Genomic DNA, 13,963 nt, shown 5'->3' with positions numbered 1-13,963 from the left:
CTGCGGGGGCGGGGGGGGTGGCTTTGGGCGCCCCCGGGGGGGGGGGGGCGCCCCGGGGGGGGGGGGGGGGGGGGGGGGGGGGGGCCCCCCCGCGGGGGGGGGCCCCCCCCCCCCACGGCGGGGATGAGCTGTGGTTTCTTCGGTCAGACGTCCCACATGGCTTCGCCTTCCTCGCCGTTGCGAGGGGCTTCGTGGCGGGAGATGTCCGGGGCGTGCAGGCGCCGGAAGTTCGGCATGAGTTCCTGTGCGGCGGACGCGGCGGCCATCAGGAGCTGGTGCACGTCCGCGATGGCGTCCACGATCTGCTTGTCGACGGGGTAGCGGTCGTTGGAGCGGACCTGGAGGAGGTTGATCGCGGCGGCGATGTTCTCGATCCCGTCCGGGATGCCTTCGTACTCGGCGGCGACCTGGTTCATGTGGCCGGGCTCGTAGCGGGAGTAGACGTGCGCGACGTCCTCCGTCACCGAGACGAACTGGCAGGGCTGACGCTGGTCGTACCCGCCGTCGGTGCGGCGTTCGAGGATGTTCCACATGTGCTCGCCGGGGCGGGGCTCTTCGTAGCGGCGTAGGTCGTGCTCGTGGACCGTCACGAACAGCGGCCCGATCTCCTGGGCCTTGTTCACGGCCTGGTAGAGCAGGGCGTAGACCTGGGCGACCAGTTCGGCCATCTTCTCGTCGGCCGGGTACTTGTCAGCCGTGTTGGCCGCGAGTCGGCCCACCGCCGAAGCGACCGCGGACAGGCCATCGGGCAGGCCCCAGTACTCGGCGGCGACGGCGAGCATCATCGGCGGGTCGTAGGTGGCGTACGCGTCGCGCACGGCCTCGGTCTCCCGCTTGAACACGGACACGAGGTTTCCTCCGAAGTAGTCGGTGCCGAACTCGTCGGCTGTGAGGGGCCGGATGTGGCCGGGTTCGTCGAAGTCGGTCAGGACGTCCGGGCGGGTGGCCTTGTCCCAGCCGTCCTTGGCGCGGCGCATCAGGCGCCGGTGCACGGTTGTGGCCGCGAGCACGGACCAGCGGGTGAAGTACACGCCCCACTTGGCCCCGTTGCGGGGCGCCAGGTGCAGGAGCCGCAAGACGCCACCGGTCATGGCGGCGATCCCGCGCAGCAGCAGGCCGGGGACCAGGGCCAGGGCCCCGGCGGCCCCGGCCGCGATCTTCGCCGCGGCACTGCGGAGCACGTACCGCGCCCCGGCCTTCCCCTTCTTGGCCAGGGCGCGGCGCACGGACCGGATCCGCTCCCGCAACGCCTGACCGGCCGGGGACTCGGCCATCTGACGGCCCAGACGGCGGGCCAGGGCGACGCCGCGAACCCCGGACCGGGCAGCCCTGCGCGTCCACGCCCCGACCGTTGACCGCCCCCGCCCCCGCCCGTTGCCCTTGGCGTCGGTGGAGTTCGCACTGTTCGGGCCCTTGCCGAGCGATCCGGCCCGGGTGCCGGTGCCGGACGGCCCGGTGCCGCCGCGGCGCTGGCCGAGGCGGCGCAATATGCCGCCCCGCCCACCGCCAGCGTCCCGCCCCCGGGAACCGGCTCCGGACTTCCCGAACAGCGAGCCCCGGCCGGAAGAACCACCGCCCCCGGAAGTGATGTTGCCGTTCGGGGTGGGCTTCTTCATGGATGCCCCGTTCCGCGAGGTCGGAGAGTGGCGGGGGCCGGTGCGAGGAGTGGATGCTCCAGCGCTGCCCGCGCCGAGCGTGGAGGAACGGCCCCGGCTACCGGACCGGCCGCCCTGGCCCGTCGATCCCAGGCCCGAGCCGCGGCCCCCGGAACGGCCACCACCGCGGCCAGTGCCGGTGCTGCCGAGCGTCGACCGGTGCCCGGAGGACCGCAGGACCCGCCCAGCGCCAGCACCAGTGCCTCGGTTCTGGGACTTGCGGGCCTTCCGGGCGGCGACACCGGCAGCGACCAGGCCGCCCCCGGCGGCGACGCCGGCCGCAGTCAGGAACCCGGCGGTCCCGGCCGACGCGTACAGGGCGGATGCCCCGGTCGAGGCGGCCTCGGTGCCGAACAGGGCCAGCGGCCACGCACGCAGCGCACTGCGCGGCCCCCGCGCCGTCGACGAGGAACCGGTGTCGTCCGGGTGCTGGTTGAGGGTGATCTCGATCGGGAGGGACTGCCCGTCCGGGCCGTCGACCACCGTCACGGCGGGTTCGGGCGGTTGGCTGGTTGTATCGGGCGGGGCTTTCGCACTCGTCGCAGTGTCAGACACTGGTCGGGCTCCTTGTCTGGAGTGAAAGGGCGGGGATGCCCGGCCGGGCCCTGAGAAGCGGGCCGGGTATCCCCGCACCTGCGGAGGACAGGGTGATCAGGAGCGGTCGGCGTCGGTGTATGTGGTGGTGATGGTCTGGCCATCACTGCTGGTGGTGGTCTCGGTGACCGTGCCGTCCGCGCCGCGGGTGATGGTGGTGCTGCTGTCCGGGATCAGGCCCTGGTCCTGCGGGGTGGTCATCTCGCCGTCGCTGCTGAATCCGAGGGTGAAGCCCATGACATCTCCTTGAGTGATTGGGTCAGGCGGTGCGCTGTTCGTCGGGGTAGGCGCAGGGGATACAGGCGCCGAGCGAGCGCGGGATGCAGTACCCGGCGTCGATCCGGCAGTTGGGGCAGGTGCGGCGGGTGGCCATCGCCGCGGCGAGCGCCGCCCGCTTGGCCGGTGTCATCGGGCGGACCGGCTTGGCCCGGTCAATCCGGTACAGGTACGCCACCAGCGGGCCCCGGCGGCGCCGGGGGCGTTCGAGCTGGGCGGCGACATCCTGGCCGCCGGGCCGCAGTCCCATCGCGCGGAGCTGACGACGGGTCGCCAGGCCGTCCGGGGCGAGGCGCCACCGGTAGATGGGCAGCGTGCTCACGGGGTGCCGCCGAGCGGGAGCTGCCGGATGCGCCACGGGACTCCGGATGCCGGGGTCGGAGTCCCGTCACCGAGGGTGGCAAGCGAGGTCCACCCGGTGCGGGGGGCGCCCTCGGCCTCGGCCGCGATCTCCGCCGCGTCCCAGGTGGTGTGCACGCTGTGCAGCTCCCCGAAGCGGAAGAGGACGTAGACGCGGTCAGCCCGAGCGCTCTGCTTCCGGGCGACACGCAGCAGCGTCCGCAGTGCCTGCCGGTCCTCGGTGTCGAGCAGGGACTGCGCGCGCAGGGTCTCCAGCTCGCCTTCGAGCCGGGCGGCGTCCGCGGTGGTGCGGGCGAGCGCGGCGCGCAGTTCCTCCAGAGCGATCCCCGCCCGGAACACTGAGACGGCGGCGGTCCCGCTTTCCTTCCGGTGCTGCTCGGACTCGGCGCGGGCGGCGGCGGTCGCCGTCTCCGCCTCGGAAAGACTGTCGCGCAGGGCGGTCAGGGTGCGGGTGCGGACAATGGCGATCACGCGGGGGCTCCCTCAAGGGTGGTGGTGCGCGGCTGGTGCGTGGTTGCGCGCGGTTCGCGCGCGGCGAGCTGCGCGGCGCGCGCGGCACGGAATTCCTTCAGCCAGTTGCGGGCGTTGCCGACGTGGATGCCGCACTCGTTGGCGAGGTCGGCGGCCGTCGGCTCGGTGCACTGCCCGGGATCGGTGAGGGTGTTGAGGTAGAGCTGCCAGCCCTGCTGTTTGGCCTCGGACCGCCACACGGGGTCGGTGCCGTCGGCGTCGGGGCTGAGGGTGGCGAGGTCGCCGCGCAGCCGGTCGCGGATCGTCTCCGCCTCCTCGATCTGGCCCGTGAGCTGGCCCAACACGCCCCTGCGGGCGTCTTCCTGGTCGTGGAGGGAGTCCAGAAGGCGGCGCTGGTCGGCGACCGCGTCCTTCACGCGGGTGAGTTCGGTCTCCGCGCGCTGCCGCGCATCCTCCGCCTTCCTCTGCGCGTCTTCCGCGCGCTGCCGCGCGGTGTCGGCTTCCTTCCGCGCGTCTTCCGCGCGCTGCCGCGCGTCGGCCACAGCGGAGTCCGCTTCCTGACGGGTCGCCAGCGCGGTGTCCCGGTCCGCCCTGACCCGGTCGGCTTCTTCACGGGCGTCGGCCAGGGCCTGCCGCGCGTCTTCCAGGGCCTCTTCCGCGCGCTGCCGCGCGGCGTCAGCCTCCTGCCGCGCGCTTTCCGCGCGCTTCCGCGCGGTTTCCGCTTCTGCCGCGCGCCCACCTGCTTCCAGGTGCTCGACAGCCGGGGTGATGGCGAGCTGCTCGACCATCGTCACAACGGCCTTCGGGTTGGAGTAGTCGAGGCGGGCGACGCCGTCGACGCCGGTCAGGGAAGCCAGGTGCCGGGACATCGCCAGGGCCTGATCCTGATCGGTGGCCACCTCGGCCCGCGAAAGCACCCGCTGAGCTTTCCCGCGGCGCCGGTCAGCCCGGCCCCGAGCCCGCCACTTGCGCCAGCCGCCACCGGTCTCCTCCTGCGCGGCGAGCGCCAGACGCAGCCGGTAGACGCGGCGCGCGGCCCGCTGGGCGAGCGCGGCCCGGGCAATGGCGTCACCGGAATGCCGGGCATCCAAGCCCAGGACCGCGAACAGCCAGGACCAGCCGTGCTGCCAGACCAGCGTCAGCAGCCGCCCCGGGCCCGGCCGGGTGGCCGGGTCGTCGTCCGGGGTCGCCGCGCCGAGCTTCTGCCTCAGCTGCAGCTCGATCAGCCACGCCGCCAGGGCCGGAACGGCGGCCAGGACCGGCCGCGACAGCCAGTTCGGCGCGTGCGCGGCGTTCATACCGGCCGAGAAGGCAACCAGCATCCACGCCGTGCGGTGGATCAGCCGCAACTGCCGCGTCCACCCCAGGTCGGGGTCGGCGGCGCGGTAGAGCATGACCAGCAGCGTCATCTCGGCCGCGTCGAACACGCCGATGAACGCGACCGCGAGCGGCACGGGCAGGTGCACGGTCTGCGTGGCGAACCCCCACAGCCCGTACACGGACACCGCGACACCACCCAGGGCGACGAACGCCTGGGGGCCGATGCCAGACAACCACGTGGACTTCCGCAGCCCCAGCACACCGCCCACCGCCACCGCGACCGCCAGCACGGCCACAGCCACAGGAACTGCCCACGCCAGCCAGGACGGCTGGTCAGGCACGAGACGAAGAAGGCCCCCCATCAGGCCACCCCCGCCGCGACCGGCCCCGTGACGTCCTCGGAGTGGTTCACCAGGACGTGCCCGTAGCCGACCAGCCGGACGGTGACCCCGTCCACGACCGTCCCGGCCTCCAGCCACATCAGGGGGCCGGCCCCGCGCTCCGCGTCCATGGACACCTGAGCGGGGGCGATACCCAGAGCGGACCGCCACTCCTCGAACTTGGACAGGCTGTCGTAGGCAGTCAGGGTCAGCCGGTCGGGGCAGTGCGCCGCGACCGCCGGGCTCAGCGCCGGCAGGTCGGGGAACTTCTCCGTCAGCGACGCCAGGACCGCGACCGCAGCGGACAGACGGCTCATCGTCGACACGCTCATGCCGCCACCGCCGAACCGGTCGAGGCGGCGGCGGCCGGACGCCGGGCCGCGCCACGCGGGCGCCGTCCGTCCGGACGGCGCTTCAGCGGTAGCGTCCGCAGTAGCGACTCGGCGTACGCGGCGGCCTCCGGGTCACTCTCACGGAGCTCCGCGAGCACCTCGCGCGCCACGTCCAGCCGCGCCGCCCGCTCCGTGGCGGACTCCGTGGCCGGACCGGCGAACAGCTGGACGTCGATGCCGAGCGCCAGCTCGATGAACTCAGTAGGGGTAACGGGCTCTCGACCAGCAACGATGTTCTTCATGGGTCGTTTTCTCCTTGCGGTGGGGCGGCCCGAAAGGCGGCCCCGGTGCTCGAACACCGGGGCCGCGGGCCGTTCAGTGGTTCCGCCCGACGATGCGAGCGGCCCGGCCACCAGGGGCGGCCGTAGTACCCCGGGCCGGATTCGATCCGGCACCCTCACGGCGAAATGCCGGGGCTGTGGGCGTCAGTCGAGGTCGAGGCAGTCGGGGATCTCGCCGTCGCGGAGTGCGGCAGCGATGTTCCGGTAGTCGGCAGCGTTGGACCTTGCGATCTGGGCGCACTTGGCGGCCACGGACCGGGCGTGGGGGCCGTTGGTCATGTCGACTGCGGCGCGGTCTCCATCGAGGGCGGCTTCGTCAGAGCGCTTGGCCTCGGCGGTGAAGTAGTCGGCCTCGCGGTTGAGGCGGGCACGGCTGAAGCGGGACATGCGGATCTCCTCGGGATCAGTAGCAGTGCTTTGAGTGGTGCCTCATCAAGCGGGCAGGCCACCGACGCAACAGCCGATGCCCTGCCCGCATGACGAGTGACGGGAAGCCCGTCACTGTCGTGCCGCAGTTCCGTGCGCGCCTTACGCTCCTTCGCTTGGTCGGCGCGTGGTTACTGCGGCCACTCAGTCGCTACTCGCTGAGTGGATCTCCCTCCCTCGCGGGTGTCATGGACCGGGTGCAGCCCAACCACCGGGGTCCCCGTGATCCGATCCCCCGGGGACTCTCCCGAGGGCCAGACCGACGACTTAGCCGATGACACCGATCACTCCGTGAAGACGCCGGACTTTTACGTCTCCCCTGCCGCTCGAACCGCGTGTAAGCAAGTCCGGCGGGGTCCCGCTGTTCGTGCAGTTCGAAGCAGCCCAAAGAAGGGCCCTCTCGTCGCTTCCGCCTCACGGCTGATGCGATACCTGTATTACAGGTCCTACATCGGGCGTCCGTCAAGCGAGGCGTCGGAACTTCTTGGGTTCGCGCCGGGGATTTCCTGGCGCACCATCAGCATCGCTGCTGGTCAGGGGCGTTGGTTACCCCATACGTGGACACCTTGAAGTCATCTGGATACCTTCAAGAGGTCCCAAGACGTCCCCGGGGGTTGAGATGTCCAACGAACGCCTCCGGTCGGCTCTGCTGGCGCAGGGCATGACCGTGCAGGACCTGGCTGACGCGATCGAGGTCAACCCGAAGACCATCGAGCGCTGGATCACCCAGGGCAAGGTTCCATACCGAAGGCACCAGTACGCCGCGGCGTCCGAGCTCGGCGTCGACGTGACGACGCTGTGGAACGACTCGCGTGCCGTCGATACGGCGGCCGACTTGAGCAAGGCGGAGATCGTCACGATCTATCCGCACCGCCACATGGTGCCCAACACCCTGTGGCGCGAGTTCTACGAACGAGCCGAATCGCACATCGACGTTCTCGTCTACTCCGGACTTTGGCTGTCGGAAGACCCCCTCTTTCACGACCTCCTGAAGAGGAAGGTGGGGGCGACCCAGGTACGAATCCTGCTCGGTGACCCTGACTGCGCTGCGGTGCATCAGCGCGGGATAGACGAAGGCCACCGCATCATGGACGGCAAGATTCGCAACGCCCTGGTGAATTACCGGCCGCTCTTCACGAGCCACCCGGGCATCGGCTTCCGTCTGCACGACGGAACCCTCTACAACTCGCTCTTTCGCTCCGACGACGAGCTACTCGTGAACACCCACGTGTATGGAATCGGGGCCTACATGGCGCCTGTCCTGCACCTGCGGCGACTGCCCGGCGGTGGGCTCTTCGACACCTACGCGAATAGCATCGAACAGGCGTGGGGCGGCGCACGCCCGGTCACTGATCACGACATCACAGGAGCTTGAGCATGGGACGCATCGACTATCTGCACGACCCCGACGCCCCGCCGGCCAACTCGGTCGTGCCCTCTGTCGTCGCCTTCGTGCAGAACGACGTCGGGGATGTCCTGCTCATCCAACGCTCGGACAACGGACGCTGGGCGTTGCCCGGAGGCGGCCACGACGTGGGCGAGTCCATCAGCGGCACCGTTGTGCGCGAGGTCTGGGAAGAGACCGGGATCAAAGCTGAGGTCGTCGACATGTCGGGGATCTACACCGACCCCGGCCACGTGATGCTGTACGACGACGGCGAAGCCCGGCAGCAGTTCAGCATCTGCTTCCGGGCCCGCCCGGTCGGTGGTGCGGTCCGTACGAGCGACGAAACCACGCAGGTCCGCTGGGTCTCCCCGGCCGACCTCACAGAATTCGACATTCACCCCACCATGCGGCTCAGGATCGAGCACGCGATGGACCGGACACGCACCGCGCCCTACATCGGCTGACGCTTCGCGGCGGAAAGCTTCTCTACGACGCGTGCTGTGCTGGCAAGGATCTCGGGCTCGGCACGCCTGATGAACGTCCCGATCAAGCTGTCCGGACCGTAGCGGCCTGCGATCTCGTTCACCCGGTCCACAGGGTTCGTCGGGGTGCCGTCCGGCGTGGTGTTCATGTCGCAGTAGCAGAGAGCGTCCGCGAGGTGAGGTCGCTCCCGAGGGAACTCGCTCTCCAGCTCGTCACGCATGCCGCGCGCCTCTGCCTCCATCCACGCACAGGAATGGTGCGCGACAAGGCGCACCAGGCGTTCGTCGGCGTGGGCGACGTCTCGGAGATATCGCGCCCCGTCCAGCGGGTGGAAGCCGGTCTTGGCGAGGTCGGGCGAGTAGCCGATGTCGTGCAGAACTGCGGCCGCCTCCATGAGGTCTGCGTCCGAGCCCAGGATCGAGGCGATCGTGCGGGCCCGCTCCGCCACCCCCTGTGAATGGGCCCAACGGCGGGGCAGGGTCTCCGAGAGCAGCGATTCGGCGAGGGGGTAGGCCCAGTCGGTCAACGTCGTGGAACTCAAGGTTTCACACTCTCCTCTCCCGGCAGGGCCAGCACTGTACGCTGCTTTCCCTGCTTTCCTTCCGATACCAGTCCGGCGGCTTGCAGCTTTTCGAGTGCCTTGCTCACCGTCGGCCGCGAGACGCTGAAGCGCGCACACAAGGCCGACGTGCTGGGGAAGGTCGCCCCCACGGAGAGCTTGTCATCCGTGATCACGTCGGCAAGACGTTCGGCCAGTGGCCGGCGGTCGATGGACTCCCCACGCCGCACCACCCGCCAGCGCCCACCAGGCACCGGTTCTGCGGCCCCCTCCTTCTGGAGAGCGCCGAAAACCCGGAGCGCGACGCCGCGGGACACACCGTGGTCGCGCATCAGTTCCGCAGCCGACGGCAGCTCGGTCATCTCTTCGTCGGCTTCAATCTGAGCTCTGACAACATCAGCGATCTTCAGGAAGGTCCCGCGGGGGCTGGCCTGCTGCGACACGCGTCTTCCCTCTCTCCGTCGTAGTTGCCTCAAGCCTGCCATGCTCTCCTTTCCGCAAGTACTGCCTGGTTCCCGCGCCAGCGCGGCCCGCAGAGCGCGGAAACCGGGCTTTGCAGGCCGCGTGTGGACCAGGCTCCCCCGCCCCACTCGTTGTCCTGATCTTTGTCCAGTGCGCTGACGGCCGCCCCAGTTCACTGTCGTACGCGCACCCCGTCTGACCTGCCGCGCGGACCCCTGTGAACGCCCCTGTACGGCCACGCGGACAGTTGGAAAGCGTGTTGGGGGCAACCCCTCACGAGTTCGAATCTCGTATCCTCCGCCAGTGCCTCACCGGGCACGATGTCGAAGGGCCCCACTGTTCACAGTGGGGCCCTTCGACGTTGTCCGTCTCAGTTTCCGTCTCCGTCGGATTTTTCTTCGGTGCCGGGCAATACCCAGAGCGCGTCTCCGACTTGCTGGGCGACCTTGCGGAGCATGGTCCCGGTCACATGCATGTACCGGGCGCGCATCCGCGCCGCTCCCCCAGGCTCCCAACCCATGATCGCGTCGATCACGACGTCCGGGACTCCGAGGATCAGGAGGACGGTCGCAGCGGTGTGGCGAGCATCGTGGAGGCGACCATCTCGTACGCCCGCATCCCGGAGAAGCCGCTTCCAGATGTGGAAGTCGGTGTCCGGGCTCAGCGGCCCGCCGATCGGCGATGCGAAGACGTACCCCTTGCCCTCCCAGTCCGCACCAGCCGCGATCCGCTCCCGGTCCTGTACCTCCTGGTGCCGGCGGAGAATCTTGATCAGCGGGTCGGGCAGACCGATGGTGCGCCGCCCCGCGCGTGACTTGGTCGACTTGTGCTCGCGCCGGATCTGCTCATCGAAGAACCCCGGCTAGGAACGTTTCCAGCCGGGGTTCTGATGGAGCCGCTTTCGGGATTCGAATCCGCCACGGTGCGTCGCCCGTCCGCCGCCTGCGCAGCGGGGTGCGCACCGCCGACCCGGGAGCGCGACCGTGATCGCCGCCGACTCCCCGCTCAGGCGAACCCGCTGTCGTCGACAGGTGCGTGCCCTCGCGCTCCACTCAGCGGCCTCGCCGAGATGCGGGGCCTTCGACGCCGGGTCAGGAGCCGCTGGAGGCCGATGAGGCGGCGGCAGCCGCGGAGGCGGCGGCCGAACTGTTGCCCGAGGACGAGGACGCAGCCGCAGCAGCAGCCGCAGCCGCAGCCGCGGAAGAGCCCTCATCTTCATTGCCGTCAGGCTTAGTACGATCGGCCTGCAGGTCCCTGTTCTCGCTGCCGTCGGAGACGATCACGGCACCGGGGGAGTCACTGCCGCTGACGGCCAAGCAGCCGCCCTGATGGAGGATGATGACGTTACCCTGGGCAAACTTACAGCTACTACCAACGACAGTAGTGTTACCGTCGTACGCTGCGGCCATCGAAGCCGAGGCTCCGATCATGCTCGCGGCGGCGAGCAGTACGGCGGCGAGCTTGGGCGCCTTGCGCATAACCTCTCCTTTTCCCGTTCCTGTTTTCACAAGAACGACGCTACATAACGTCACGAATCCAACACGTATCGTTCGCGGTGCGCTACCGCCGTCCGGATGATCATGACGTTCTCCTGCTCGGCTTCGGTGCCCGAAGCCGAGCCCGAAGGACCGCACGAGGCACTCCAGCGCGTGCCGTTGCGACGCAAAGAGGCTCTGCCCCTCCAAGGGGTAGAGCCTCTCGCGTGAACGAAAAAGCCCAGCTCAGACACTGTCCGAGCTGGGTTTCAATGGAGCCGCTTGTCGCAACTGAGCTAGCCGGGAGTCGACCTGGGCCCGGTCGTAGCCTCTTCGGACAATGCCGAACGGGGGCGGGTCGCCAGGATCCGTTCCCTCCACCTGCATATCCGGCTTCGGATGCAGCAGTTGCCATCTGATCCGACCCTTCGGCGCTGCGCAGGCTGACCCGGGCGTCAGCGCGAGCCAGTTCTTGGTAAAGGGAGGAGGCACCGTGGGTGCCGTGATCGGTGAACTGCTGCCGTTGGCTGTGGGCGTAGCGATCAGCCCGCTCCCGATCATCGCGGTCAACTCGACGCTGCTGTCGCGGAATGCGGCCAAGACCAGCACCGGGCTCCTGACCGGCTGGGTGGCCGGAATCGTCGGGGTGGTCGTGGTGGTGGCGCTGCTGGTCGGCCAGGCGCCCGACACCTCCGCAGGCGAGCCGTCAACCGTGTCGTCGGTGCTCAAGCTGGTCTTCGGGCTGCTGATGCTGGTGCTGGCGGCCCAGCAGTGGCGCGAGCGACCCAAGCCGGGCCAGACCGCGGTGATGCCGAAGTGGATGAGCTCGATCGACTCGTTCGGCTTCGGCAAGGCTCTGGGGCTGGGCCTCGCGGTGTCCGCGGCCAACCCGGCGAACCTGGTGCTGCTCCTGAGCGCGGGCACCACGATCGGCGCTGCGCACCTGTCCAGCGGCGGTGATGTGATGGTTGTGGTGGTGTTCACGCTGATCGCGGCGAGCACGGTCACACTCCCGGTGATCGGCTGCCTGGCGGCGCGCGACCGGATGGCCCAGCCGCTGGAGAGCCTGCGTGGCTGGCTGGGGCAGAACAGTGCCACCCTGATGGCCGTGCTTCTGCTGGTGATCGGCGTCGTCCTGCTGGGCGAGGGCATCGGCGAGCTCAGCTCGTGAATCAGTTGGCCGCTGGGACAGCACGTACTCGATGGCCCTCAGCACACACATCCCTGCAGGCTCACAAGGCCATGGGGTCTGCAGGGTTCGCGCAGAGCACGACCGCCCGGCGGTGGCCGGCGCGCCTCAGCTTCGTGCCGGCATGCCTGGCCATCGTGATCCTGGTGGTCCTCGCCGAGCTGAAGAGCCTGGCCATGTTCGCCGTTGGCCTGGGCGCCGCGGGCGTGAGCGTGGCGGCAGCCCACTTCTTCCTGTCCCGGCGAGGCATCGTGCGCTGGCTGTCGCTCGAACTCCTCCTCCTCCTGGTGCCGATCGCGGTGACCGTGACCTGCGCCCGTCCGGCCGGGCGCGCTGTGCCTCTGGGTGCCATGCGAACGCCCGGGCATCCCCGCACCGAAACCCACGGTGAACCGGGCCGGGCTGCGGCAATTGGCCGGCGACCACCACGAACCCACTGAGGTCACCAGTGTCACCGCACGTGGAGCTGCACCCGTGGCGGGGTCAGGTCGAAGCACGCGAGGAACCTCGCGAGGGCCTCGGAGTCACCCGCGACCTCGACCGCCTCGTCCTGCTGCAGCGTGTCCCAGGTCGTGCTCCCCGAGGCCAGCGCGAGGAACCGGGCCTTCGGAAGACTCAGAGCCGCCTCGGGGTCATCCGCGGTCTTGTCGACCCGGAGCACACTGTGGCGGAGCTCCAGCCGCGCGCGTTCACCGCTGTCGCTGAGCACGACGTCGACGACGAGGCGCCGGCTCCTGGCGCGGCTCGGTACGACGTTGAAGCGGAAGGTGTCGAGGAGCCCGAGAAGCGGCGTCGAAGCCGAGGTGAGCGTCTTGCGGGCGAGGGCACCGACGGCCGCGGGATCGAAGGCGCCTTCGAGCTCCAGCGCGCCGGTGAGGTAGAAGTTGCGGCGCGGTGCGTTCTGCTCGGCGTAGCCGAGGAGGCGCAGACCTGCGGCCTTGAGCCGGCGGGCCTCGTGGTCCTCGGTGTCGACGCTGACGCACAGGCCGGCCAGCTCTGCGCACCACTGGCCGTCGCCGTCGTCGAGTGCTGCTCGTGCGGCCTTGAGGACCCGGTCGTGACCACCCATCAGCGTCACGGTCCGACTGGCCCGTTCGGCGCGCGGCAGCGGTGCGAGGTCTGTGGCGTCGCCGCTGAACCATCCCAGGTAGCCGGTCATCTGCGCCGCGGCGTTGTTGTCGACGCTGCCGTACATCTCCCGCGTGAACGGGTCGAGGTCCAGGTGGCCCGGCAGCTCGACGAGACCCGCCCGCAGGTCCTCGGCCGTGGCGCCGCGAAGGATGTGGCGCACCGCCTGGTCGTGGTTGTACTGGATCGCGTCCTGGTGAATCCCCAGGACCTCTTCGTGTACTTGTATGCGCTCCCCCGCACTCTTCTAGCGTCCAACGGCTCACGCCACACAGCAACGACAGTAGGGGCGCCGTTGAACGAGGACGAAACCAAAGCCATCGCCGAGATCCTGGACGAGCTGGGCACCACCTCCAACGTTCAGGTCCGCTCGTCTCACGAACTCGCCGCTGAGGTCAACAAGGCGGCTGCAGACGAAGACAAGAAGCGCGCGGAGGACGGGCGTGGCCCGCTGCGCAGGCGCACCGACTACAGAGCCATTGCTCTCACCGGGCAATACGTCGAAGGGCCCCGCAGCTTGCTGCGGGGCCCTTCGACGTATGCGGCCTCAGCTTGATGTTCAGCCCGACGTTGTCGTTCGGGAAGGAGGTCGATGTCGATGCGGCCGGAAGGGCTGGTCGTTGTCGATGCGGCCGGAAGGGCCGGGGGAGACATGGGCGCCCCTTGGATCGGCACCGCTCAGTGGCCACCGTCCGGTGGGCCGTCGCGGGTTCCGCGCCGACTCTCCGCGAGCGCCCGTTCGGGCTGCTCCTGTGCTCGCCGTTCGATGCCCTCACTGTCGTGCAGCAGCTCGTCCGTCTCCGTCGCTGTGGGCCGGGCAGGCGGCGAACTCTCGTCGGTGAGGCGTTCGTAGAGCCATGCACAGGCCCGGCTTTCGTCGGCGAAGGTCTCCAGCACCTCGCGTCTGCCGCGCTCGTGGACTCCCACGATCCACTCGCCTTCGCGCTGAGCCAGGTAGTAGCCCTCAAGCGGAGGGTGGCCCCCCGGGCAGCCGGGGTTCTCGGGGCGATGACCGCCGCGCGTGCGTACGGATGGGAACAGGCCGCCACGGCCGGGCTCAGGGGCGCCGATGCGCCCCAAGGACCGTGACATCAGAACCCGTGACATCTAGTGTGATATATTTAC

18 protein-coding genes and 1 pseudogene are annotated in these 13,963 nt (G+C 69.8%); 5 read left to right on the top strand and 14 right to left on the bottom strand.

Features of this window, described 5'->3' with window-relative positions; genetic code table 11:
• Positions 1-143: 143 nt before the first annotated feature.
• The 8 genes from ACF08M_RS28910 to ACF08M_RS28875 all read right to left on the bottom strand — a co-directional run bounded on the left by ACF08M_RS28910 (position 144) and on the right by ACF08M_RS28875 (position 6,116).
• A complete protein-coding gene (locus ACF08M_RS28910) occupies positions 144-2,210 on the bottom strand; it encodes a hypothetical protein (protein ID WP_392188192.1) in 2,067 nt (688 codons plus the stop codon).
• A gap of 96 nt (positions 2,211-2,306) precedes the next feature.
• Positions 2,307-2,486, bottom strand: a complete 180-nt coding sequence (locus tag ACF08M_RS28905; protein ID WP_392188191.1) for a hypothetical protein — start codon at positions 2,484-2,486, stop codon at positions 2,307-2,309.
• A gap of 22 nt (positions 2,487-2,508) precedes the next feature.
• A complete protein-coding gene (locus tag ACF08M_RS28900) occupies positions 2,509-2,847 on the bottom strand; it encodes an RRQRL motif-containing zinc-binding protein (protein ID WP_392188190.1) in 339 nt (112 codons plus the stop codon).
• Entirely contained in the window at positions 2,844-3,356 is a 513-nt protein-coding gene (locus ACF08M_RS28895; protein WP_392188189.1) for a hypothetical protein, read from the bottom strand. Before ACF08M_RS28895 ends, ACF08M_RS28900 begins: the two co-directional genes overlap by 4 nt.
• Complete coding sequence (locus ACF08M_RS28890) at positions 3,353-5,017, bottom strand: hypothetical protein (RefSeq protein WP_392188188.1); 1,665 nt, start codon at positions 5,015-5,017, stop codon at positions 3,353-3,355. Before ACF08M_RS28890 ends, ACF08M_RS28895 begins: the two co-directional genes overlap by 4 nt.
• A gap of 20 nt (positions 5,018-5,037) precedes the next feature.
• Entirely contained in the window at positions 5,038-5,388 is a 351-nt protein-coding gene (locus ACF08M_RS28885) for a hypothetical protein (protein ID WP_392188187.1), read from the bottom strand.
• Positions 5,385-5,690 carry a hypothetical protein gene (locus ACF08M_RS28880; protein ID WP_392188186.1) on the bottom strand — a complete coding sequence of 102 codons (306 nt, stop codon included), beginning with the start codon at positions 5,688-5,690 and terminating at the stop codon, positions 5,385-5,387. Before ACF08M_RS28880 ends, ACF08M_RS28885 begins: the two co-directional genes overlap by 4 nt.
• Before the next feature lie 183 nt (positions 5,691-5,873).
• Positions 5,874-6,116: a hypothetical protein gene (locus ACF08M_RS28875; protein WP_392188185.1), complete on the bottom strand. Its 243-nt coding sequence runs from the start codon at positions 6,114-6,116 to the stop codon at positions 5,874-5,876.
• 658 nt (positions 6,117-6,774) lie between these two features.
• Here ACF08M_RS28875 and ACF08M_RS28870 point away from each other — a divergent pair.
• Entirely contained in the window at positions 6,775-7,530 is a 756-nt protein-coding gene (locus ACF08M_RS28870) for a helix-turn-helix domain-containing protein (protein ID WP_392188184.1), read from the top strand.
• Positions 7,531-7,532: 2 nt separating this feature from the next.
• On the top strand, positions 7,533-8,006 hold the full coding sequence (locus ACF08M_RS28865; RefSeq protein ID WP_392188183.1) for an NUDIX domain-containing protein: 474 nt from the start codon (positions 7,533-7,535) through the stop codon (positions 8,004-8,006).
• Here the strand turns inward: ACF08M_RS28865 and ACF08M_RS28860 are convergent.
• The 4 genes and pseudogenes from ACF08M_RS28860 to ACF08M_RS28845 form a co-directional block, all read right to left on the bottom strand.
• The gene (locus tag ACF08M_RS28860) at positions 7,994-8,566 is read right to left on the bottom strand and encodes an HD domain-containing protein (RefSeq protein WP_392188182.1); all 573 of its coding nucleotides are present in this window, start codon (positions 8,564-8,566) and stop codon (positions 7,994-7,996) included. The two genes, ACF08M_RS28865 and ACF08M_RS28860, sit on opposite strands and share 13 nt — an antisense overlap.
• Positions 8,563-9,027, bottom strand: a complete 465-nt coding sequence (locus tag ACF08M_RS28855) for a GntR family transcriptional regulator (protein WP_392188181.1) — start codon at positions 9,025-9,027, stop codon at positions 8,563-8,565. Before ACF08M_RS28855 ends, ACF08M_RS28860 begins: the two co-directional genes overlap by 4 nt.
• A 389-nt stretch (positions 9,028-9,416) precedes the next feature.
• A pseudogene (locus ACF08M_RS28850) lies at positions 9,417-9,890 on the bottom strand (tyrosine-type recombinase/integrase); the annotation flags it as partial.
• Between the two features lie 247 nt (positions 9,891-10,137).
• The gene (locus tag ACF08M_RS28845) at positions 10,138-10,524 is read right to left on the bottom strand and encodes a hypothetical protein (protein ID WP_392188180.1); all 387 of its coding nucleotides are present in this window, start codon (positions 10,522-10,524) and stop codon (positions 10,138-10,140) included.
• Positions 10,525-11,014: 490 nt separating this feature from the next.
• Here ACF08M_RS28845 and ACF08M_RS28840 point away from each other — a divergent pair, with 490 nt between their 5' ends.
• Complete coding sequence (locus tag ACF08M_RS28840; RefSeq protein ID WP_392188179.1) at positions 11,015-11,692, top strand: GAP family protein; 678 nt, start codon at positions 11,015-11,017, stop codon at positions 11,690-11,692.
• A 71-nt stretch (positions 11,693-11,763) separates the two neighbouring features.
• Positions 11,764-12,150, top strand: a complete 387-nt coding sequence (locus ACF08M_RS28835; RefSeq protein ID WP_392188178.1) for a hypothetical protein — start codon at positions 11,764-11,766, stop codon at positions 12,148-12,150.
• Positions 12,151-12,161: 11 nt separating this feature from the next.
• Here the strand turns inward: ACF08M_RS28835 and ACF08M_RS28830 are convergent, their stop codons facing one another.
• On the bottom strand, positions 12,162-13,001 hold the full coding sequence (locus tag ACF08M_RS28830) for an alkyl sulfatase dimerization domain-containing protein (protein WP_392188177.1): 840 nt from the start codon (positions 12,999-13,001) through the stop codon (positions 12,162-12,164).
• A 132-nt stretch (positions 13,002-13,133) separates the two neighbouring features.
• Between ACF08M_RS28830 and ACF08M_RS28825 the strand changes: the two genes are divergently transcribed.
• Positions 13,134-13,394: a hypothetical protein gene (locus tag ACF08M_RS28825; protein WP_392188176.1), complete on the top strand. Its 261-nt coding sequence runs from the start codon at positions 13,134-13,136 to the stop codon at positions 13,392-13,394.
• A 122-nt stretch (positions 13,395-13,516) separates the two neighbouring features.
• On the opposite strand, the gene ACF08M_RS28820 is transcribed toward ACF08M_RS28825, so the two are convergent.
• Positions 13,517-13,945: a hypothetical protein gene (locus ACF08M_RS28820; protein WP_392188175.1), complete on the bottom strand. Its 429-nt coding sequence runs from the start codon at positions 13,943-13,945 to the stop codon at positions 13,517-13,519.
• Positions 13,946-13,963: the final 18 nt, after the last annotated feature.

The sequence above is a fragment of the Streptomyces sp. NPDC015032 genome, assembly GCF_043080425.1.
Classification (GTDB): Bacteria; Actinomycetota; Actinomycetes; order Streptomycetales; family Streptomycetaceae; genus Streptomyces.
This window is presented reverse-complemented; position numbering and strand designations above follow the sequence as displayed.